Below are 23,647 nucleotides of genomic sequence, written 5' to 3' on the forward strand. Positions count from 1 at the left end.
GGCAGATATTCTTGACGACTATATGATATTTTAAATGGAGAGAACATACCATGGAAACAAAGGTCAATAAGGTAAAGCTTTCGATAGACGGCAAAGAGGTCTTGGTTGATGACGGCTTGACCATCCTTGAAGCGGCCCGGCAAAACGGAATTGACATTCCGACCCTTTGCCAGCATGAGGCGCTTTCAAACTGGGGCGGATGCCGGATGTGCGTGGTTGAAGTCGACGGCTCTCCCAAGCTGATCGCCAGCTGCGTGATGCCGGTGCGAAGCGGCATGGCGGTGGTGACCACGAATGATTATATCCTTGAATGCCGCCGAACCATGATGGAGTTTATCTTTGCCGAAAGGAACCATAACTGCATGTTCTGTCCCCAGAGCGGGGATTGTGAACTTCAGAAACTTGCCTATGAATTGCAGATGGATCATCTGACGGTTGCATTTTCCTTTAATAAGTTTCCCACGGATGTTACCAGTGAATATATGGCCATCGACCATAATCGCTGCATCCTGTGCGGACGGTGTGTGCGCGCCTGCAAGGAGATTGTCGGCGCGTCGGTGCTGAATTTCCAGAACCGCGGACCGAAAAACCTCATCGGTATGGATTTAGACGAAACCCGTGAACAATCCAGCTGCTACGGCTGCGGCATCTGCATGCAGGTGTGTCCCACCGGTGCGATGGTCAACCGCTACCGCAGCCACTATGCGGTCAAGGGGCATTCAAAGGACTGGCAGCCGCTCGATACCGTTTGCTCCCAGTGCGGGCTGCTGTGTCCGACCGTTAACTTTGTCAAGGACAATAACCTGCTCAACATTGAAGGCAAGCTCACGGGGGATAACGGCCGTCCGGATCGGGGCCAGCTCTGCTACAAAGGCCGGTTTGAAGCATTGAAAAATACGGGAAAACGCCTGGACAGTCCCATGGTGCGTTCCGGCAATGGCACCTGGGAAAAGTCGACCTGGGATGAAATTCTTAAACTGGTTTCCGGAAAGCTGAATGACGTTAAAAAGAAAGAGGGGGGCGAAGCCATATTCGGGCTGGCTTCCAGTGCGGCATCCAATGAAGAACTGGTATTGTTCAGAGATTTCATGACGCAGGGATGCTCGGCTGTCTATGTGGACACTTTTGACGGGGCCCATTTCAGGACCGTTGCCGGAGTCTATAAGGAAGGGAAGGAAGCTTTCAGGGAAGCCTCATGGAAAATGATCCCGCAAGCCGATATGGTCATGCTGCTGGGCGCAGCCCCCTCCCAAAGCCAGCCGATGATTTCAACCCTCCTGGGCAAGGGGATCTTGCAACGCAGTCAAAAAGTGGCTGTTCTGGGGGAGACGGATCCGATTCAACCCTATGCTACGTATTATATTCCCGTGGCGGATGGGGCGCTGCCCCTGCTGATAGGAGCTCTGAAGGCCGGCATAAAGGGGTCGGGCGATGGGGGTAAACTCCTGGAGAAGGCGGGTCTTGATGCAGATGCCGTCAAGGCTTTTCATGAAGTGGTTAAAGCCTTTTCCGATTCGGTAAACCCCTTATTTGTCGTGGGCGAAAAACTTACCGGTCTTGAGGATCCCGCCGTCTTGGCTGATATCGCGAGTCTGGCAAAGCAGAAGGGGCTTTATCCGGACAACACCCTGCGGCTGATCATCCTAAAACCCCGCGGCAACAGCGCCGGCGCCTGGAAGATGGGAATTTCATCTTCGAACAAAGTACCCGGCAAAAGCAAATGGAAAGCGGGCCTGGTCCTTCTCGGCGAACCGGACGATTCGTATCTTGCGGCTTTGGAAGGACTCAAAAGCGCAGGCTTTGTTGCGGCGATCAGCCCCTACTTTCCTGAATCCCTGGCCGACCAGGTCGATGCACTGATCCCCAAACCCGCATGGCTGGAGGAGGAAGGAACCTTTACTTCCGTGGAGGGCCATGAAACCGCCTATAAGCAAAAAACGCTGCAGGCGCCGGCGGGGGTAATGGATTCATGGGAGATATTCAAAAATCTGGCTGAACGCGTCGGCTTTAAACCGGAGTATCAATCCTGGAAAAACCTTTCCAAAAAGGCCGAACACGAAATCAAAAAATAGGAATTGCTTAACCAAACAGTTTTTAGCTGTTAACAATGGAGGTCGTTCATGGCAAAACCGAAGGTAGCAACCGTGTGGCTGGAGGGATGCGCCGGCTGTCATATGTCCTTTCTGGATCTGGACGAAAGCCTGGTGGATATCCTGGGTAAAATCGAATTAACGGTGACACCCATTACCGATTTTAAAGATTTTGATTTTCCGGAAGTAACGGTCGGAATTATCGAAGGCGGCGTCGGGAATCAGGAACAATTGGAAATTACCCATCACCTCAGAAAGAAGTGCAAGATTCTTGTGGCCTGGGGAGATTGCGCGGTATTCGGAGGGGTCAACACGATGCGGAACTGGATTCCCACGGAAGAAATTCTCAGGCGGGGTTATATTGAGACCGAAAGCACGGTGAACGGCGTGTTGCCCATTCATGCAGAACTTCCTGTTCTGCTGGACAAGGTTCTCCCGGTAAATGAGGTGGTCCCCGTGGATGTATATGTACCGGGGTGCCCGCCCTCGCCGGAAGCCATTGCACATAGTTTAACTGAAATCTTACAGGGACGGCTGCCGGTTCTTCCAATAGAGCTGATCCATTTTGATTGAGGAGACGACCGATATGAAGACTCTAAGAAAGATAACCATCAATCCCATCAGCCGGCTGGAGGGGCATGGGAAAGTGACCATCAACCTCGATGCAGCCGGCGAGGTGCAGGATGCCTATTTTCATGTAACCCAGTTCAGAGGATACGAAAAGTTCTGCGAGGGGCGGCCTTTTGAAGAGATGCCCATCATCACCCAGCGGATCTGCGGCATCTGTCCGGTCAGCCATCAGCTGGCATCGGCCAAGGCCTGCGACGCCGTCCTGGGGATCGAAATTCCCGCAACCGGCAAACTCCTCAGAGAATTAATGCACATGGGACAATTCATTCAGTCCCATGCCCTGCATTTCTTTCACCTGGCAAGTCCTGATCTCCTTTTGGGATGGGATTCGGATCCGGCCCAGCGCAATGTGGTGGGAGTGGTGGCGAAATTTCCGGAAATCGCCGTAAAGGGCATCCAATTGAGAAAGTTCGGCCAGGAGATCATCAAGGCCCTGGGCGGCAAAAAAGTCCATCCCGCATTCGCCATTCCGGGAGGGGTCACCAATACCCTGCACCGTGAAGACCGCGACCGGCTGCTGGCTGGTTTTGCCGAAGCTTACAGCACCTGTGAAACGGCTCTGGACATTGTTAAAGGCTGGGGAGAGAAAAATCTGGCGGAAGTCAAACGGTTTGCCAATTTTAGATCCAATTATGTGGGACTCATGGATGAAAACGGATGCCCCAACATGTACGAAGGCAGAATTCGGATCGCAGACCCCGACAGGAAGGTGCTGGCTGAATTCGAACCCAAGGACTATCTGACATTTATCGGGGAGCATGTGGAACCCTGGTCTTATATGAAGTTTCCATTTTACAAAAGCCAAGGGTATCCCCAGGGCGCTTACCGGGTGGGACCCCTGGCAAGGCTGAATGCCGCTGACGGCATGAGCACCCCTCGGGCGGACAAAGAGTTCAGGAACTACCTGGCCCTGACCCGGGACGGACTCTGGGGCTGCACCCTGCTGTATCATTACACCCGCCAGATCGAACTCCTGAATTGCCTGGAAAGAGCCGAGGAAATCCTGAAAGATGAACGCGTTTGTGGGACTGAGATCCGAATTACGACGAACCCGTCCAATGCCGAGGGCGTCGGTGTCATCGAGGCGCCCAGGGGAATCTTGATCCATCACTACTGGGTCAACAAGTACGGGGCTATTGAGAAGGCCAACCTGATTGTGGCCACCGGCCACAACAATATCGCCATAAATCGATCGGTTGAGCTGGTGGCCAAGGAATATATCCACAAGGGCGATGTTCGGGAAGGGCTGCTAAACCGTGTGGAAGGCGCGATCCGCTGCTATGACCCCTGCCTGTCATGTGCTACCCATGCCCTTGGCCAGATGGCGTTGAAAATCCAGATTTTCGGCCATAGCGGCGAGATTCTGCATGAATTGCGGAGGGATTAGCCGTGTCGACCCTTGAAGCACAGGCGTGTTGGATTGTCGGATACGGGAACCGGCAGCGCCGGGATGACGGCATTGGTCCCTATGTCGTGGAGAAACTGAAAGGGGCTTTAGAACAGAAAAAAGGGGTGCGCCTTCTGGCAGTGCCCCAGCTCGGGGCCGATCTGGTTGAAGATTTGCGGGAGGCCGATCAGATCCTGTTTGTTGACGCGACCATCGACAACCCGGAGGGCGGACGGAAATGGCGCCGGCTCTACCCTGAAATGCAGGTGCTTCCCTATCTGACCCATCATGTCGATCCGGCCTTCCTCCTGGGCCTTATGCAGGCGCTTTACAGTCGTGCTGCTTCCGCCTGGCTGGTTTCGATACACGGGAGTGATTTTGGATTCGGCGAGGGGCTCAGCCCGGAGTCTGCCAGGACAGCCGATCGGGTAAGTCTTGAAATTTTAGAGTTTATCTGCCAGAAGAATTAAAAATTAGGGTTAAAGGGTTCACAGTTCACGGTTCACAGCTGAAGAAACTAACCGAAGTTAAAGGAGCTATTACCCTTTAACCCGGAAACCCAAACAGGGTTGAGGGATCATCGTTAAAGATACACGTTGACAAACTTTCCTGAAGAACGTTGCAACTGTGAACCGTGAACCCTGAACCTTGAACCGATTACACTAGGAGTAACCCATGGAAAACACAGCAGACATCCTTATTATCGACGATGACAGGGATTTGGTTGATTCGATGCGCATTGTCCTTGAAAGTAAAGCGTACGAGGTTCGGGCTGCTTATAACGGTAAGGAAGGGTATGCGGAAATGGAGCGGAAAATCCCGGACCTTATTATTCTGGATGTCATGATGTCCACCGACACAGAAGGTTTCGATCTTGCCTATAAGCTCCAACGCAGCCCGCAATATAAAAAAATTCCCATACTCATGCTGACCTCATTCCCGCAGAAAATGGTGGAACAGGGGCCGGAGAATTTTCAGCACATTATGGGCGAGGACTGGCCGGTCACGATGTTCTTCGAAAAGCCGATCCAGCCGGAAAAACTTTTCTCTGCGATTGAGCGGCTGCTCAAAGAGAAAAGCGAGTAGTGCGCAACAATCCGGGGCGAATGAAGGAATTATAATGGACTTGCCGTTGAGGGTGAGGCTGCTGGGCGCCTTTGTCGGGGTCGTCGTGCTTTCAGGCGCCCTCACCATTCTGGCCGGCAGTTTTCTGATCAAGCGGATGGTCATATCAGAGGCCGAGCGCCGGGTGGTTTTAGGGTTAAAGACAGCCCGGGCCATGTGGGAGCGACGGCTCGATGAAGCCCTCAAAGCCTGCCTAGTTATCTCCGAAGGCGACATTTCCGAGAAATTGTCTTCCCATCAGGCGGTTGATACGCACACTCTGGATGGACTGCGCATCAAGCTGGAATATGATTTCCTGCATATTTTAGACAGCCGCGGAACGATCCTGACCACTGCTTCCGGCGATAACCTGGGCGCCCAGGCTTCCATCAGCCCCGTCATTTCCTGCGTTCTTCAAACTAGAAAATCGGCTGCCGGTATTTCGATTCTCCCCTTAGAAACCTTAACCATCAAGAACGACGCGCTGGCCGCGCGTACCAAAATTCCCGTCCTGTCGACTCCGCATGCAAAACCCGGGGGACCCCGGGAAATCACTTCGGCCATGGTGCTTGAAGCCGCCGCCCCTATTCTGGACGATCATCAGGAATTGACCGGCATTGTCCGGGTGGGAACCGTCATCAACCAGAACTTCGACTTCGTTGACTTTGTACGTGAAAACGTCTTTACGGCCGCCACTTACGGCGGAAAGAACATGGGAACGGTGACGATATTTCAGGGCGATGTCCGGATCACGACGAATGTCGTCGGCCCGGACGGAAAGCGCGCGATCGGCACCCGCGTCTCCGCTGAGGTCTATGATAAGGTTCTGAATGAAGGCCACATGTGGACCGGTCCGGCCTTTGTGGTGGACAGCTGGTACATTTCCGCTTACGAACCCCTGCGGAACCTGAACGAAGAAATCGTCGGCATGCTGTACGTCGGGGTCTTGAAAAAACGTTATGACGATATGCGTCGGCAGGCGATGACCCTGTTCAGCGTTGTGGCCGTGCTGGTGTTTTTATGCGCCGTTTCCCTTTCGCTCTGGCTGAGCGCCCGGCAGGCCCGCCCCATTACCCAGTTGACCGTCGGGGCGGACGAGGTTGCGCGCGGCAATCTCAATTACCAGTTATCTTATTCGACGGAAGCAAAAAGAGACGAGATCTACCGTCTGACCAGCGCATTCAATCAGATGGTCAGCTCTCTGAAGGAACGCGACCGGCAACTGCAGCACAGCCGCGATGATCTGCAGCAAACGGCAACGGAACTCAAAGAGTGGGTTCAGAATTATCTGGACGCCCTGGAATTTATCACCCATGAACTCAAGAACCAGATCGCGGCAATGAAAATCAACCTGCTGGCCGTGCATGACGGCTACATCGGAAACGTCAGCGCAGAACAGAAAGAGGCCCTCAACGATGTCGTCACGGCCATCAACCGGGCCGAAGAGATGACTCTCAATTATCTCAATCTTTCGCGAATAGAAAAAGGCGAATTACAGGTGCGGGCGAGACCCGTGCATCTGGAATCGGACGTGATTCGTCCGGTCTTGAGTAATTTCCGGGGCCGGCTGGAGGCCACAGGGATGCGGGTAGAGGTGGATTTTCCGGAGGACCTGTTCGTCCAGGCCGATCCGGCGCTTCTGGAAATTGTTTACGAGAACCTGCTCGGCAACGCCACCCGCTATGGCCGTGACGGCGGGGTCATAAAACTGTGGGGAAAACGCCTGGGCGATAAAGCTGAGTTGCATGTATGGAATGACGGTCCGGGGGTGCCGGCTGATCAAATCGATCGGTTGTTCAGAAAATTTTCACGCCTGCAAACCGCTGCAAAAGTTCAGCCGGGCCGAGGGACCGGTCTGGGGCTGTTTATCACCCGTGAAATCATTCGACGCCACGGGGGCGCTATCCATGCGCAGAGCAGGTATCATGAATGGCTGGACATCATTTTTGAATTGCCGTTGCCGGACGTCCTGATAGAAGAGCCGGCGGATAATATCGAAGTTCAACCCAATATGCCAACAAGAGTTGTTTAGAGGTCCTAAATTCGAAATCCGAATATCGAAGCTCGAAACAAATTCGAAATTCGAATGACCGCATGTTTAAAACGCAAGGCCCAAACGTATTAGATGCGATCGATAGCAGGTTTGGAACCTTGGAATTTTGGTCATTTGGATTTGTTTCGTATTTCTAATTTGGTGCTTCGGATTCCAATGTGGGTAGACTCTGGGTGCAACGCTATAAAGGGGATGTGAATGATTTTAATCCATGCAAGCTGAAGCCCACAAAATTTTGGTGGTGGATGATGAACCCGGCATCCGACGCGGGTGTGAACGGGTGCTGCGTTCCCAGGGCCACATCGTCCTGATGGCCGAGAACGGTGAAAAAGGACTGGAACTTCTGCAGCAGCAGCCGAACATCGACCTGGTCCTGGTTGACTTGCGCATGCCGGGCATCAGCGGTTTTGAGTTCCTGCTCCAGGGCCAGGCGCTGGTCCCTGAAACCGTCTTTGTCATGATAACGGCTTATGCCACCATTGAATCTGCGGTGGAAGCCACCAAGCGCGGAGCGTACGACTTTATCGCCAAACCTTTTGCTCCGGACGACCTGCTGCGTTTGACGGATCGGGCTTTGGAACGGGTGCGTCTTATTCGCGAGCGCAATCGGCTGGAAGCCGAACGGCGCCGGCGGATGCTTGAACTCGTAACGGAAAAGAGTCAGTTTCGCACCGTCATTGACTGCATGACCGACGGAGTGATAGTATGCAACGCTGAACAGGCACTGGTGCTTTACAATCCGGCAGCGCGTAAGATGTTTTCCAGCCTTCAATCCATCCGGGCGCCGTTAAAAACGGAAGAGGTGTTGGAATGTAAGGATTTGATCGAGATGATTACCGCTGCATCAGCCCGGAAAAAACGTCTGTCAAATGAGATCCGGCTCAGTCTTGAATCAAAAGAAAGCTGGGTTCTGGCAAATGTGGCTCCGGTGATTGATCTCACTTCCAGTCGGTTCCTGGGCACCGTTACGGTCCTCAGGGATATTTCCGACATGAAACGCGTGGAACAGGTCAAGGCCCAGTTCATGAATATGGTGGCCCATGAACTGCGGGCCCCTCTGGCGGCCGTGGACGGTTACCTGGCGGCAATCGACGGCGGGTTTGTCCAGGACAGTCAAAAGCAGCACGAAATCATCCAGCGCTCAAAGCAGCGTATTCATGCCTTGATGGATCTGGTCGGTGATTTGCTTGACATGGCACGGATGGAGGGGGGGACCGTCCGCCGTGAAATCACCCCGCAACATATGGGGGGGGTATTAAAAGAAATCAAGGAACTCATAGAGCCCCTTGCCGACCGGAACGAGATCCGCCTTGAAGTTCAGGTTCCTGACGGTCTGCCCGCTGTTCCGGCGGACCGGGAAGAACTCATACGGATGCTGAACAACCTGGTGGGCAATGCCGTCAAATATAACCGACATGGCGGCCAGGTGAGAATTTGGGCTGAGCCGGACGGTCCCTATGTGAGGATCTCCGTCGCGGACACCGGCATCGGTATCAGCAAGGATGGCGTAAGCCGTCTGTTCTCGGAATTTTTTCGCGAAAAAAGAGAGGCGACCAGTCTCATTACCGGCACCGGGCTCGGGTTAAGCATCGTCAAACGCATCGTGGATTTTTATCATGGACGCATCGCAGTTGAAAGTGAACTTGATAAAGGCACCACCTTCACGGTCTGGCTTCCGGGGCAGGGGAAGGACAAGTAGGCAATAGGCAGTAAGTAGTAGGCAGTAGGCAGTAAGCAGTAAGCAGTAAGCAGTAAGCAGTAAGCAATGCATTGCGGTGACAACTGATTAAGGATCAGGGGTCGGGGGAAAGAGAAAATGTTGAGGTTGAGGCTGAGAAGGAATAACAATAACGAGTAACAAGTGACGAGTGACAAGTGACGAGTGACAAGTGACGAGTGACAAGTGAACAGTCAGACCAGGAAAATCGGGGGATGGAAAAATAAATGGCCAAATTCCTTTGCCCTGAACCCTGACACCTGACACCCGAACCCTTGAACCGGCTATATCAAAAACTAACTGGCCGATCGAGGTTTGTCTCAAGGAATAAATAAATATGTGTCTGGCAATACCGTCAAAAATCGTGAAGATTGAAAACAATATGGGGATCATCGACGTTGAAGGCGTTACCAGAGAGACGAATCTGATCCTCATTGAAGATGCCAGGGTCGGCGATTATGTGATCGTTCATGCCGGTTTTGCCATCCGAAAAATTGACGAATCAGAAGCACTGGAATCGTTGAAAATATTACGGAAAGTCGCTGCGATGGAGTTTGATGGGTGATTTATGGCCGTCAAAAGCATGGTGCCGGAATGCATTGCAAGAAAGTTCAGGGTAAACGGCATCGTCCAGGGGGTCGGCTTTCGTCCTTTTGTTTATGGGTTGGCAAACCGGTACCGGCTGAAAGGCGAGATTGCCAACACCTCATCCGGGGTTTCCCTGCATGTTGAGGGTTTCCGTGAGGACATCGAGTCCTTTGGCAGGGATCTTATCCAAAGCTGCCCGCCGCTGGCCCGCATAACCGATCTGGTGACAAGCGATGAACCCTTGAAGAATTTTCGCAAATTTACCATCGCAAAAAGCCAACACCAAAAAACCGTTTCGACTCTGATTTCCCCGGATGTTTCCATCTGTGCCGATTGTTTTAAGGAGCTGTTCGATCCCACGGATCGGCGGTATCGATACCCCTTCATTAACTGCACCAATTGCGGGCCGCGCTATACGATTATTGATCATATCCCCTATGACCGTCCCAACACCTCCATGCGGAAATTCAAAATGTGCCGCAGCTGTCAGTCCGAGTACGACGATCCCGGCAACCGGCGATTCCATGCGCAACCGAATGCCTGCGCCGTGTGCGGTCCCCAGGTCACCCTTTATGATCGTGCCGGAAAAAAGATGGATGCGCCCAATCCCGTCGAACATGCCGCGGCGCTGATAAAAGAAGGATATCTTCTGGCCGTCAAGGGTTTGGGTGGGTTTCATATAGCGGCCGATGCTGAAAACGATGAGGCCGTAACCCGCCTGCGGCAAAGAAAGCTTCGTGAAGAGAAACCGCTGGCGCTGATGTCAACCGATCTGTCGGATATCGCTGTTTACGCCCATGTCGATGCCGAGGAAGAAAACCTGCTGACATCGCCGCAGCGCCCGATCGTTCTGCTGCGCAAGCGGATTCCCAATCCCCTTTCGCAACAGGTTTCTCCGCGCAACACGTATTTCGGTGTCATGCTTCCCTATACCCCCCTCCATTATCAGATTTTAAACTGCGGCTTTACGGCCCTGGTGATGACCAGTGGAAACCGCAGCGAGGAACCCATCGCCATCGATAATGACGACGCCTTTGCGCGCCTGGCGGATATTGCCGATTATTTTTTAACCCATGACAGAGAAATCTATTTGCGCAGTGATGACTCCATCGTCAAACGAACAGCGGGCGACACCCGCTTTATGCGGCGCTCAAGAGGTTTTGTGCCGGCGCCTGTTTTTTTAAAATGCCGGGTCCCGCCTGTGCTTGCCTGCGGCGCCGAACAAAAAAATACGGTCTGTCTCACCAAAGGAAATCAGGCTTTTCTGAGCCAGCATATCGGAGATCTGGAGAATCTGGCAGCATATGATTTTTTTAAATTGACCATTGTGCATATGCAGCGGATACTGGATATCCATCCCGAAATCCTGGTCTGCGACCTCCATCCGGATTATCTGAGCACCCGCTATGTGCAGGAACAGGAAAAGGGCCAAAAGCTTCAGGTTCAGCATCACCATGCCCATGTTGTGAGCTGTATGTCCGAAAACGGGCTGGAGGGAGAGGTGATCGGTCTTGCATTTGACGGAACCGGTTATGGAACGGACGGCAGCATCTGGGGCGGTGAAATCCTGATCGCGGGTCCGGCAGGTTTCAAACGGGCTGCGTCCCTATCGACCGTTTCCCTGCCGGCCGGTGCTTCCGCCATTAAAGAACCCTGGAAAATGGCGGTCAGTTATCTCCATGCCGCTTTCGGCGAGGCTTTATGGAACCTGGACCTTCCGCTGTTTAAAGCGATCGATGAGAACCGGATCGTGCGAATCATTGAGATGATCACTAAGAAAATCAACTCGCCCGCCACCTCCAGCCTGGGTCGTCTCTTTGACGGCGTTGCCGCCATCGCGGGGATCCGAACGCATGTGTTTTTTGAAGGCCAGGCGGCTATGGAACTGGAGATGGCGGCATCAGAAAAGACGCCCGTATTTTATGACTATGAATGGAAATCGGAAGAAATCTATCAGGTGATGGTGCAACCCATCATTCGGGCCGTTGTGCGGGATGTCCAGGAAGGTTTGCCGCTAGCGGAAATCAGCGCCAGGTTCCATTTGACCCTGATCCGGATGTTTACCGACCTGTGCGGGGCGATCAGAGCCGACAGCGGCCTGAACCGGGTTGCGCTGAGCGGAGGGGTTTTTCAGAACGCGATACTTTTAAGTGGATTAGAACAGGCCCTGAGCCATAAAGGGTTTGACGTTTACAGCCATCGCCAGGTACCGGCCAATGACGGGGGCATATCCCTGGGGCAGGCCGTGATCGCCGCTGCAGTGCTCGGAGGGTGAGGGGGACTTTTACTGAATGGACGCCGAACATTGAACGTCCACCATCGAATGTTGAATTGGAAAGGGAGCCGATGGGCATTAAATACATGGAGGAATACCGGGATCCGGAAATTGCCGGGCGTATTGCCGACAACATCAGGCGTGCGAGCAAACGGCCGATTCGCCTGATGGAGGTGTGCGGCACCCACACCGTCTCTATTTTCAGGAACGGAATTCGCGGCATGCTCCCGAAAACCATCGCATTGCTGTCGGGCCCGGGATGCCCGGTATGTGTCACGACTCAAAAAGAGATCGACACGTTTATCCGGATGGCCGGGCTGGATGAAGTAATCATCGCAACCTTCGGCGACCTGATGCGGGTTCCGGGGACATCGTCATCCCTGCAGAAGCAACGCGCCGAGGGTCGGGACATCCGGATGGTTTATGCCGCGGATGACGCACTCAAGATTGCCAGACAGCATCCGGATAAAAAAGTGGTTTTTCCGGGGGTGGGTTTTGAAACAACCGCACCCACCATAGCTGCAACCCTGCTTGCGGCACGGGAAATGCGACTGGACAATTTTTTTGTTTTTTCGGCGCACAAATGCGTTCCGCCGGCGCTTTTTGCACTGATGGGAAACCAGGATGTACGCATTGACGGATTTATCTTGCCGGGCCATGTTTCCGTCATCATCGGTACCCGGGGGTATGTTCCCTTTTTTCAGAAATATCGGGTCCCCTGCGTGGTTGCCGGATTTGAACCGGTCGATATCCTGCAGGCCATCTACACGCTAATCCGGCAGATCGAAAGCGGCAAGGCTGAGCTTTCCAATGATTATCGCCGGGTTGTTACGGTTGACGGAAACACAAAGGCCCAGCAGATCATGAAGGACGTTTTTGAGGTGCGGGATGCCGCCTGGCGTGGAATCGGCACCATCCCGGAAAGCGGGCTCAAGATCAGGGCGACATTCTCCGATCTGGACGCGGAAAAGATGCTTGATTTTAGAGTGCCGGAATCGGTGGAACCCAAGGGCTGCTGCTGCGGAGAGATCCTTACCGGCCGGAAGATTCCGCCGGAGTGTCCGCTGTATCAAAAAGTCTGCACGCCCGAAGATCCGGTGGGTGCGTGCATGGTTTCCAGTGAGGGGACCTGTGCGGCATATTATAGGTACCAGGGGTCAGGGATCGGGGGTCAGGGATCAGGGGCCAGAAGCCGGGGCCCAGGTGTCAGGGATCAGGTGTCAGGAAGAGAAAGGGACAAATCGCCTTGCACCGACAGCTGAAACCTGACCCCCGGCCCCTGAACCCTATTCAACAGATTGGGATAAGAATTAAAAAGAATGCTCGCTAAAACCTTGAGCTGAACCGGAGTTTATGATGGCCAACGCTAAAATTCTTTTAGACCACGGGAGCGGCGGGAAAATGTCACACCGCCTGATTTCCGACATGATGCTGCCCCTTTTTGACAATCCCGTTCTCTCGCAAATGGATGACGGCGCCAAATTGGAGCTGGGGGGTAAACGGCTTGCCTTTTCAACCGACACGTTTACGGTGGATCCTATTTTTTTCCCCGGCGGCAGCATCGGTGATCTGGCGATCAACGGGACCGTCAACGATGTCGCCATGTGCGGCGCCACCCCGCAATATCTCAGCGTGGGATTGCTGATCGAAGAGGGTTTCGCCGTTGCGGATCTTGAAAAAATTCTCGTGGGGATGAGTCAGGCGGCGGCGGCGGCCGGAGTAACCGTTGTGACCGGGGATACCAAGGTGGTCCCCAAAGGGGCTGCCGACAGGATTTTCATTAATACATCCGGCATCGGCGTTATTCCTGAAGATGTGGTCGTCGGCAGCCGGCATGCCCGCGTTGGGGATGTGATTATCCTGAGCGGAAGCATTGCGGAGCATGGTGTCGTTATTATGACCCAGCGAGAAGGGATGACCTTTGCGTCTGACCTTAAAAGCGATACAGCGCCGCTGCACCTTCTGGTAAAAAGGATGCTTGGCGTCAGCCGGGATATCCATGTGCTGCGGGACCCCACCCGTGGCGGCGTCGGGACCGCCTTAAATGAGATCGCTGATCGCTCACATGTGGGGGTTGTCATCCATGAGGACAAAATTCCGGTTAAGAATGAAGTCCTGGGGATATGCGAACTGATGGGATTCGATCCGCTCTATATCGCCAATGAAGGCAAGCTGCTTGCGTTTGTCGGTCCGGCGCATGCCGAAAAAATTCTTGGGGCGATGCAGGCGGACCCAAACGGCTTGGATGCGCGTATCATTGGAGAGGTGGTTTCAGACAATCCCGGAATGGTTTGTTTAAAGACCCGCATCGGTGGTATTCGAATCGTGGACATGCTGACCGGAGAGCAGCTTCCGAGAATATGCTAGTCAGGCGTCAGGGATCGGGGACCAGGGAGCAGGGAAGGACACGTAGGCAATAAGCAGTAAGTAGTAGGCAGTCGGCAATGGACTGTAGTTACAGGGATCGGGGACCGGGCGTCGGGGATCGGTTATCTGGAGTCAGGAGTCAGGAAACAGGTGTCAGGAAGAGAAAGGGGCAAACTGCTTTGCCCCGACACCTGAAAGCTGAAACCTGACCCCTGAAAAGGAGTTGCCATATGTCTCAAGACAATATGAATCAGGAAAAATGGGATTTGCCTGAGGAGATAGATGAACAGAAACGCGTTGTCTTCAAGGAATTAAAAGAGCGGACGCGCTGGTTCATCAAGCTTCGCTGGTTTGTGCCGCCCAGTATTGCGATAGGGGCCGTGGTTGCCGAGCGAATCGGCTTCGGTCTTTCACTGGGGACCTTCTTTATCGTCGCAACGTTTATATTTATCTATAATACGGTATTTCATTTCAAGAGTCGCACCCAGGTAGAGAACATTGTCAAGCAGCGGGAGTACATTCGGAACCTGACCCGCTGGCAGTTCGGGCTGGATTTCGGTGCGATGTTTGTGCTGATTCACGTTACCGGCGGCATTGCCAGCCCGCTGATTTTCTTTTTTATCTTCCATGTCATTTTTGCCTCGATCCTGTTGCCGCCGCGGGCGAGCTACGGTTTTGCAACCATGGTTGTGGCCGGCATGATCGCTATTACTACGGCCGAGCATACCGGACTGCTGGCGCACCACCCCCTGGCCCTTTCCGGCAAGTCGTTCAATCTGATCGATCTGCCTGCGCACGTGATGATCATTTTGGGATTTTTCAGCGCGTCGGTTTACATTACGGCCTTTTTCACTTCCTCCATCATGACCATGCTCCGAAAGCGGATATCCAACCTGGTGGATCTGTCCGAAGCGTTTAAACGCCTGAACCGGAAACTGAACGCCCTGTATGCCATGACCCAGGCCATCGGTTCGATTCGCAAGTTTGATCAAGTGCTGAAAATCGTCACGGCGGAGCTGGGCCAGGTGATGGGCGTGGTGGGCATTTCCATAAAGCTCCTCAGCGAAGACGGTAAAGAACTCCGCTTTGTGGCGGCCGACGGACTGGTGGCCGATGTATTTAAAAGTAAAGTCGTGGCGGTGGACAAAAGTCCGCTGAACCGAGAGATCATTGAGGGCAAGCCCTTTGTAACCGGACACCTGACCCGGCGGGAAATGTTCCAGTTCGGGGAAGATCTTGCCGCCGCCCGGATTCAGTCGGTCCTGTTCGTCCCCCTTATCGTTGAAGAGAAAGTAATCGGCATTTTGGGGGCCTATTGTAAATCACCCGAACGGTTTACGCCCGAAGAAGTCGACTTTTTCAGACAGGCGGCCGGCCTGGTGGCGGTGGCCATTGAAAATGCGCAAGCCTACGAGTCCATCGAAAAACTGATCCAGGAACGCACGAAATTCATGATGCGGGTGGCGCACAATCTGCGGTCGCCGCTGGCGGCGGTCATAAGCATCCTTAACGTGGTCCGGGGCGGGTATCAGGGCGAGCTGAACGCGGACCAAAGTGAATACCTGCGGCGGGTCGATCGGCGGGTTCGTACGATGCTGGCGATGATCAATGAGCTTCTAGTGCTGGCAAGAAGCCGGGAACAGCGGCGCAAGGCGGAATACAAACCGGTGGATATGAACCTTCTGGCCGGGAGGATGGAACGGACGTTTCAGGAGGAGGCCAGGCAGAAGGGGCTTGTTTTTGAGATGCAGGTCCCGGAAGCCCTACCCATCATTCAGGGCGATGGCGATATGGTTGAACAGGTGCTGGAAAATCTGGTTTCAAACGCCGTCAAGTACACGCCGTCCGGGGGGAAGGTACGGGTGGAATTTTCGGCCGCGGCCGAGGGATCGGTAAAAATCCAAATCAGCGACACCGGCATCGGGATTCCGGCGGCGGCCAGGGTGCAGCTCTTTTCTGAATTTTTCCGGGCCGAGAACGCCCGTGCAATAGATGAACACGGAACCGGCCTGGGTCTGGCCCTTGTCAAGGAAGTCGTCGATCAGCACGGCGGACGGATCATTGTTGAAAGCGAAGAAGGGCTGGGTTCGCTGTTTGTGGTGAATTTTCCCGGCAAGAATAAGGGTTGAACCGTGAAGACGCGAAGGGCGCAAAGTTGTTGAGTAAGAGCAAAGCATGTATAGCGCAGCTATCCGCCCCGCAGGACGGTAGCCTTTTTGCTGATCGTTTCACCCGATCAGTAAAAAACTGAAATAACCTTTGCGTGCTTGGCGTCTTGGCGGTTCATTTTTGTAGGCAGGGCGGATCTGCGGGCGACGGGCGCCGCGAGGGGATAGCCATGGAGAGCATAAGCTGATGAAAGTCTTGCTGATTTCCGCGAATACCGAATTGATGAACATGCCGGTTCTGCCGCTGGGGCTGGGGTGTATCGCTAGCGCGACGCAGATGGCCGGACATGATATTGCCCTGCTGAATTTAATGGCGCGTGAAGATGTCAGGGAAGTCCTTGCAGCATCCATAAAAGAGTTTAGGCCGAACGCCATCGGGATTTCCGTTCGGAATATCGACGATCAGAACATAGCGGAGCCCAAGTTCCTGCTGGAACCCGTTAGATCGATCGTTTCCTTTTGCCGCGAGCAGACCGACTGCCCCTTTATCATCGGGGGGGCGGGGTACAGCATTTTCCCTCAAAGCGCCCTTGAATATCTCGGGGCCGACATGGGAATCCAGGGGCAAGGGGAACATGCTTTTGTTCAACTGCTGGAAAGACTTGAAAGGGGAGAGGACTTTGCTGGAATACCGGGTTTATACCTGCCGGAAAAGGGCCTTCAGGGCAAAATAAACTTTAAATTCAATCTGGACGATTTTCCACTGCCGCTTCCCGGCGCGCATTTAAGCGCCCCGGCCAACCTCCAAGGCCAGCAGATATGGCTGCCGTTTCAATCCCGCCGGGGGTGCCCGATGAAATGTTCCTATTGCTCGACGCCAATGATTGAAGGGCCGGTTTTGCACAAGCGAAATTTGGAACAGGTGGTTGATTCATTGTCACAATATGTTGCGGCCGGGTTTGACCGATTTTTCTTTGTCGACAATGTGTTCAACTTTCCCAAATCCTACGCCAGGGAGCTTTGTGAGCGGATGATCGCGAAAAAAATCAATGTGAAATGGCGCTGCATCCTCTACCCCTGGAAAGTGGACGAGGATCTGGTCAAAAAGATGGCGCTGGCCGGATGCGAGGAGGTCAGCCTGGGGTTTGAGAGCGGTTCGGCCCGGATAATTAAAAACATGAATAAGTGCTACAGCCCGGATGAGGTTCGATATATTTGCGATCTCTTAAAAAAATATCATATCCATATAATGGGGTTTCTACTGCTGGGGAGTCCCGGGGAAGATAAGGATACGATAACAGAAAGCCTTGCATTTGCCGATTCGCTCCATACCGACTCCATAAGGATAACCGTCGGTATCCGCATTTATCCCTACACCCCGCTTGTACGGCAGGCAGTTAAAGACGGCATGATAACGGCAGATGAAGATCTCCTTTTCCCTAAATTTTATATGGCCGACGATTTGAAAATGTGGACTATAGAAACCGTTAAAGGCTGGATAAAGGGACGTCAAAACTGGTTCATGTAGCAGCGGGGAAAAAGCCTGAGAACAAACGATCGGGGGCAGGTTTGTTTTGCTGCGAATTTTTGGACGGGTCCGGAATCTCCTTGATATTTTCCGGAGTTTCGTTATAAAAAGCACCTCTTGGTATTATCGTGCCATTTTATGTAACGACACCCTGCAACCGTTTTGAGATATCGCATGACAACATCTGAATCAGGTGTTTCCGGATCTGTTGGTCGGACGACTGAAAAAAATCATGCATCCGATCCGAAACCCTTTACGGATCCGAAGCCGGACAAAAATTACCACCGCCGTCTGAAGCACGCCCTCTTCATGGGGCTGCTGATTGCCTACCTCATACCCATCACCCTGATAACGATTTATTTCAACTATGAATTCCACGCCAATGTCCGCGAAAGCAGCAAACTGCAGCTTTCTGCGGTGGCGGACAGCCAGCGCAACACCATCGATCTGTTCATGCAGAAAAGAATCGTGAATGTGTTCAACCTGTTCCATTTAAAAGCCTTTAACCTGGAACCCAGCCAGACAATGATGGAATCGTATCTGGCCAATCTCATGCGGTCCGACGATGCTTTTGTGGATGTGGGTCTGATAGATTCCAGCGGCATCCAGACCGGCTATGCCGGCCCCTATCCGCATCTGCGCAACAAGGATTACAGCCAGGAAAACTGGTACAAGGAACTGATCAGTCAGTCAAAAAGCTACATTATTACGGATCTTTATCTCGGACTGCGGCGGCAGCCCCATTTTACCATCGGTGTGAAACAGATTGTGGATGGGAATTATTATGTGATTCGATCCAGCGTTTATCCGGACAAGCTGCAGAACCTGTTGCAGGATTCCAGGCACGGCAAGCCCGCCAGCGGTTATCTTATCAACCGGGACGGCATCCATCAGGCCGTTACCCCCGGCTTCGGCGATCTGCTGGAACCGGCCGCCTATGTGCCGGGCATGGAAAAGGACGCGGATGTCGTCGCTATCCGTTTTCAGGGACAATCCATGCTGGCGGCCCATACCTGGCTCAAGGAAGTTCCCTGGTGCCTGGTGATGCTCCAGTCCATTGATGTGGCCTATCAGGAGATGGTTGTCCTGCGAAACACCATGATCATCGGCGCGGCCGTTCTTGTTCTGGTGATTATGGGGATTATCTGGGTGATTGTCGGCCGGGTCATCCACTGGACCGAATCACTGGAGCAGGACCGGGTCGAACTGAAATCCCAACTGTATCATGCCCATAAACTGGTTTCCGTGGGGCAGCTTGCCGGCGGCGTGGCCCACGAGATCAACAACCCCCTAGCCATTATCGAATCAGAAGCCGGTTTGATCCGGGATATGCTCGATCCCACCTTGAGCCTGGAGTCGTCTCCGGAAGCCATTATCAGGGAGCTTGATGAAATCGACAAGGCAATCCATCGCGCCAAAAACGTCACCCAGAAGATCCTGAGCTTTGTCCGCAAAACCGATCCCGAGCTTGTCCTGTGCGATATCAATAAATTACTCGACGATGTTGTCTCCGGTGTTACGGAACATGAATTCACCGTGTCAAATATTACCCTGGTTCGGGATTATGCGCCGGATCTGCCTGGGTTGATGCTTGACCCGGACCTGCTGCGTCAAGTGTTTTTGAACCTGGTGAACAATGCCAGTGATGCGGTGAGCGAAGGCGGCATCATTACCTTGCGCACCGGGATGGACGGCGATGTCGTTAAAATCTCGGTCGCCGATACCGGCGAAGGGATGATCGCCGAAAAAGCGGAAAAAATCTTCATGCCGTTCTTTACGTCCAAGGAAGTCGGCAAGGGCACCGGACTGGGCCTGCCCATCAGTCTCAATATTGTGGAAGGCTTCGGCGGGCGCATCGAAGTGCGCAGCGCGCCGGGGGCCGGAAGTGAATTCACGGTGGTGTTGCCGGTTTCCGGAAAACCGGAGGGGATAGGTCGGAGTTAATCGACTTTGTCTCGGATTTTTATGATTAAAAATACAAATTCCAATTGTGGAAAAGGAGGAGGCCCGTGGGTGAAAATGAAAAACAGGCCGAGGAGAAAAAACCGGTCATCCTGCTCGTAGATGATGAGGACCAGTTCAGGACCGCATTGGCCAAGCGGCTTTCCGTTCGCGGTTACGAGGTTCTGGACGTCGACAACGGTGAGGATGCCATCAAGATCGCCCGGCACAAAGACCCCGAAGTGGTGGTTCTGGATCAGAAAATGCCGGATATGGACGGCATTCAAACCCTGAAGGAACTCAAAAAAATCCGGCCGGAAGTCCAGATCATCATGCTGACCGGCCACGGTTCCATTGAATCGGCCCGGATGACCGGCAAACACGATGTGTTCGCCTATCTGCAAAAGCCGGCCCCATTGGATGAGGTCATCGAAAAGATCGAGGGGGCCCGCAACGAATTTCGGTATTCCAAAGCCCGCCATGAAATTCCCCATATCGAAGAAAAAAGCCTGAAAAGCTGGTTCATGGGGGTCCAGGGTGCGCGGCCGGGTTTCATCATTCTGGGCGCGCTGATTTTTGCCCTGATTTATTTCATGCCTCCGAGCGATCGTTTGAAGGCTCTGATAACAACGGAAAAGGGGAGTGCCGCGGAAGAAAAAATCTTGGGGTATTCGGATTTCCGGAGAATGAAGCCGGGCCAGACCGTCGCCCAGTATTACGCCGACCGGGCCGGTCTGTATGAAACCGTGAAAAAACCGGACGGCACCAAAACAAAGGTGCTTCTGGGCGCCGGGGCGGTCATGAAGCGGGCCCATGTCATGATGGGCGTGCTGGTGGTGGCGGCCCTGTTTTGGGCCACGGGCGCCATGCCCGTGGGGGTCACCGCTTTGCTGGTGGGCGTGTTGATGTATTTCTTCGGCGTGCTCCCGCCCGATGGAGTGGCCCGCGCCTATGCCAAGGACGCCGTCATCTTTATCTTCGGGGTCCTTGCCATGGCAACGGCCATATCCAAAACCGGGCTCGACCGGCGCATCGGAATTCTGCTGCTGACCCCCAGCACGTCGATTATCCGCATGTGCCTGATATTCGCGCCCATGGTGGCCGTTACGGCAGCCTTCCTGTCCGAGCACGCCCTGATCGCCTTTATCGCCCCCATTTTCATGATGGTTTACATGGGGGCCGTGCGGGTAGGCGGGATTGCCAAGGACAAGGCCCTGGTGGTCATGATGCTCTTGACCCTCAATTACGCCTGCAATCTCGGCGGACCCGGATCACCGGCGGCCGGCGGCCGCAATGCCATCATGATCGGCATCCTGGCCGACTACGGGATCAACGTGAGCTTCGGTCAATGGGTCCAGTACGGCCTCCCTTTCGTGCCGGTGGCGGCGATTATCATCGGCCTGTATTTCTATTTATGGGGCCGCAACAAACTTACGATCAAAACGCTCAATGTGGCTGCGGCCGTCAGGCGTGAGTCGGAAAAAATCGGCAAAATGACCGCGGATGAATACAAGACCGCCGTGGTCCTGGTGGTCCTGATCTTCATGTGGTCCGCTTTTTCAGACCGGTACGGAATGGGCGGCCCGGTGATCCTGGCCTTAGTGGCATTGAATATCCTGGGGATACTGCGATGGAAGGAAGTCCAATCCATCCATTGGGACGTGGTTTTTCTCTACGCGGCGGCAAGCGCCATGGGAACCGGACTGGCCATGACCGGCGGGGCCCTGCTGATGGCCGATGCCTTTGTGAGCTTCCTGCCGGAAGTCATGAGCAAATCAGCCGCCGGGCTGAGTATCGCGACCTCCCTGTTTACCGGTGTGTTGACCAATTTCATGAGCGACGGCGCCACTGTGGCGACCATCGGTCCCATTGCCGTGCCCATGGCCACCATTGCCGGGGCATCGCCCGTCATGGTCGGTCTGGCAACGGCCTTTGCCTCTTCCTTCGCGCACATGCTGGTCATCGGGACCCCCAACAACGCCATCATCTTCGCCCTTGCCAAAGATTATGAAACCGGCGAGCAGCTGATCACCACTAAGGATTTCTTCGTGCACGGTTTTGTGGCATTGCTCCTGTCGTTTGCCGTGTTGTGGGGCTGGGTGATTTTGGGGTATTGGCAGTGGTTGAAATTTCCCGTATAGTTCGCATCACAGCTTTAAGGGGGCCGGTCTCAAATCCGTCCCCCAAAATGCAAACAGCCGAAGGAAATATCGATTTTGAAAAAGGAACAGATCAATTTGCTGCTGGTGGATGATGAGGACGCCCTGTTGGAATCCATCCGGCGGCGTCTTCAGGTCCGGGATTTCAACGTGATCGCCGTAAACCGGGGGGAAAAGGCCCTCGATGTCGCCCGCACCCATCTCCTGGATGTCGCCATTCTTGATTTGAAAATGCCCGGCATGAGCGGAAAGGACGTGTTGATCGCACTGAAAAGGGATTATCCCTGGCTGGAAGTGATCATACTCACCGGGCACGGATCCTTTGATCCTGAAAATGAAAAAGAATTCGGAAAGGCTTACACCTATCTTTCCAAGCCGTGCGGTCTGGACACCCTGCTTAGGACCCTTGTGGAAGCGTACAAAAAAACGGTGATGAACCGGCAGGGGATCTCCCCTGAGGAAATGGCATCCCATTTAAGCCAGGTTGATGCCGCTTCTCCCCGGGATTTATTGAAAAAGCTGAAAGAACTGGACGGCAACAGACAATAGACAAGAAACACAACCAATGGAGGGTTAAATGGAGTCGATAATAGTAAAAGAGATGATGGTCCTGCTGGCGGATTATGCCACCGTGTCGGAGGAGGCAACTTTATACGAAGCCGTCCGCGCTCTGGAAGATGCCCAGGATAAATTCAACCAGGACCACTACCGGCACCGGGCGGTGCTGGTCTACGACGCCCGGGGAAAGATCGTGGGCAAACTGAGCCAGCTCGATGTGATCAGAGCCCTTGAGCCCAAGTATCAGGACGTGGGGGATTTCAAGGAGCTGGACGGGTATGGCATCAATGCGGATTATATCCGAAGCCTGATCAAGGAGCTCGGACTGTTGAAGAGGCCCCTGGGCGAGATCTGCCGGAAAGCCGCGGCAGTCAAAGTCAAAAACATCATGTACACCCCCGCGGAGGGCGAATTTGTGGATGAGGGGGCGACCCTCAACGAGGCGGTGGTCCAGTTTCTGGTCGGAAAACACCAGTCCCTGCTGGTGACCCGGGGCAAGGAGATCGTGGGCATCCTGCGGCTGACGGATGTGTTTAAGAAAGTCTGCGATATGATCAGCTCCTGCAAGATATAAGACCCCCGGACCTGTTCATAATTTTGGAATAAAAAAGGAGTTTCTGCCGCGCCAGGAGGTTCGCCAGCCGGCATGGTCCCACGAGATCATGCGACAGTACTGGCTTCCCCGGCCGTAACTTGAGGGGTCAGGAGGCAGAAGTCAGGAGCCAGAAGTCGGTGCTTGGGGGAAGGACAAGTATGCAGTAGGCAATGGATTGCAGCAACGATTGTCAAATGGCCGGTCGTACAAACCCTTTAGCACGGGGAAAAGGAGGTAAAATAAAACATCTCACTCTGAATATCTGAAAAATGCAATCGCCTTGAATGCGATCTGACTTCAGAACCCCATGATGCACATTTTTCTGTGCACAACCTGTCGCTCAGCCGCCTATCTTTTCCTGTCCGGTTATCGCTGATGCTCGATTTTATATAATGATATAAGGTTGTTAAAAAATATTTCCGGATTTTACATTTAACAAATCATTATGGCATAAATTTTGTATTAAATATTTAATTTCCCTTAGGTAAACCTCCGGCTATGCCGGAGGACTCCCAGAGTTTGACAATTCCGGGAATATAAGAAAGCC

17 protein-coding genes are annotated in these 23,647 nt (G+C 53.5%); all 17 read left to right on the plus strand.

Annotated features, from left to right (window positions below):
* The first annotated feature begins 50 nt into the window (after positions 1–50).
* The 17 genes from P1P89_02300 to P1P89_02380 all read left to right on the plus strand — a co-directional run bounded on the left by P1P89_02300 (position 51) and on the right by P1P89_02380 (position 23,079).
* Positions 51–2,072, plus strand: a complete 2,022-nt coding sequence (locus tag P1P89_02300; protein MDF1590321.1) for a molybdopterin-dependent oxidoreductase — start codon at positions 51–53, stop codon at positions 2,070–2,072.
* 48 nt (positions 2,073–2,120) lie between these two features.
* Positions 2,121–2,663, plus strand: coding sequence for an NADP oxidoreductase (locus tag P1P89_02305; GenBank protein MDF1590322.1), 543 nt, complete (start codon positions 2,121–2,123; stop codon positions 2,661–2,663).
* Between the two features lie 13 nt (positions 2,664–2,676).
* Positions 2,677–4,107, plus strand: coding sequence for a Ni/Fe hydrogenase subunit alpha (locus P1P89_02310; protein ID MDF1590323.1), 1,431 nt, complete (start codon positions 2,677–2,679; stop codon positions 4,105–4,107).
* A gap of 2 nt (positions 4,108–4,109) precedes the next feature.
* Complete coding sequence (locus P1P89_02315) at positions 4,110–4,577, plus strand: hydrogenase maturation protease (GenBank protein ID MDF1590324.1); 468 nt, start codon at positions 4,110–4,112, stop codon at positions 4,575–4,577.
* A 205-nt stretch (positions 4,578–4,782) separates the two neighbouring features.
* The gene (locus P1P89_02320) at positions 4,783–5,193 is read left to right on the plus strand and encodes a response regulator (protein ID MDF1590325.1); all 411 of its coding nucleotides are present in this window, start codon (positions 4,783–4,785) and stop codon (positions 5,191–5,193) included.
* Positions 5,194–5,227: 34 nt separating this feature from the next.
* Positions 5,228–7,243 (plus strand): cache domain-containing protein, encoded by a 2,016-nt coding sequence (locus P1P89_02325; protein ID MDF1590326.1) that lies wholly within the window; start codon positions 5,228–5,230, stop codon positions 7,241–7,243.
* A gap of 232 nt (positions 7,244–7,475) precedes the next feature.
* Entirely contained in the window at positions 7,476–8,963 is a 1,488-nt protein-coding gene (locus tag P1P89_02330) for a response regulator (GenBank protein ID MDF1590327.1), read from the plus strand.
* 355 nt (positions 8,964–9,318) lie between these two features.
* Positions 9,319–9,546, plus strand: coding sequence for a HypC/HybG/HupF family hydrogenase formation chaperone (locus P1P89_02335; protein ID MDF1590328.1), 228 nt, complete (start codon positions 9,319–9,321; stop codon positions 9,544–9,546).
* Between the two features lie 3 nt (positions 9,547–9,549).
* On the plus strand, positions 9,550–11,844 hold the full coding sequence (gene hypF, locus P1P89_02340; protein ID MDF1590329.1) for a carbamoyltransferase HypF: 2,295 nt from the start codon (positions 9,550–9,552) through the stop codon (positions 11,842–11,844).
* A gap of 71 nt (positions 11,845–11,915) precedes the next feature.
* Positions 11,916–13,106, plus strand: coding sequence for a hydrogenase formation protein HypD (gene hypD, locus P1P89_02345; GenBank protein MDF1590330.1), 1,191 nt, complete (start codon positions 11,916–11,918; stop codon positions 13,104–13,106).
* A 94-nt stretch (positions 13,107–13,200) separates the two neighbouring features.
* Positions 13,201–14,211 carry a hydrogenase expression/formation protein HypE gene (gene hypE, locus P1P89_02350; GenBank protein ID MDF1590331.1) on the plus strand — a complete coding sequence of 337 codons (1,011 nt, stop codon included), beginning with the start codon at positions 13,201–13,203 and terminating at the stop codon, positions 14,209–14,211.
* 230 nt (positions 14,212–14,441) lie between these two features.
* The gene (locus tag P1P89_02355) at positions 14,442–16,340 is read left to right on the plus strand and encodes a GAF domain-containing sensor histidine kinase (protein ID MDF1590332.1); all 1,899 of its coding nucleotides are present in this window, start codon (positions 14,442–14,444) and stop codon (positions 16,338–16,340) included.
* Between the two features lie 226 nt (positions 16,341–16,566).
* Positions 16,567–17,847 carry a radical SAM protein gene (locus P1P89_02360; GenBank protein MDF1590333.1) on the plus strand — a complete coding sequence of 427 codons (1,281 nt, stop codon included), beginning with the start codon at positions 16,567–16,569 and terminating at the stop codon, positions 17,845–17,847.
* 174 nt (positions 17,848–18,021) lie between these two features.
* Positions 18,022–19,791 carry an ATP-binding protein gene (locus P1P89_02365; GenBank protein MDF1590334.1) on the plus strand — a complete coding sequence of 590 codons (1,770 nt, stop codon included), beginning with the start codon at positions 18,022–18,024 and terminating at the stop codon, positions 19,789–19,791.
* A gap of 65 nt (positions 19,792–19,856) precedes the next feature.
* Entirely contained in the window at positions 19,857–21,929 is a 2,073-nt protein-coding gene (locus P1P89_02370) for an SLC13 family permease (GenBank protein ID MDF1590335.1), read from the plus strand.
* Between the two features lie 75 nt (positions 21,930–22,004).
* Positions 22,005–22,496 (plus strand): response regulator, encoded by a 492-nt coding sequence (locus P1P89_02375; GenBank protein MDF1590336.1) that lies wholly within the window; start codon positions 22,005–22,007, stop codon positions 22,494–22,496.
* Positions 22,497–22,524: 28 nt separating this feature from the next.
* Positions 22,525–23,079 carry a CBS domain-containing protein gene (locus tag P1P89_02380; protein ID MDF1590337.1) on the plus strand — a complete coding sequence of 185 codons (555 nt, stop codon included), beginning with the start codon at positions 22,525–22,527 and terminating at the stop codon, positions 23,077–23,079.
* The last annotated feature ends 568 nt before the right edge of the window (positions 23,080–23,647 follow it).

This window comes from Desulfobacterales bacterium (assembly GCA_029211065.1).
Taxonomy (GTDB): Bacteria; Desulfobacterota; Desulfobacteria; order Desulfobacterales; family JARGFK01; genus JARGFK01.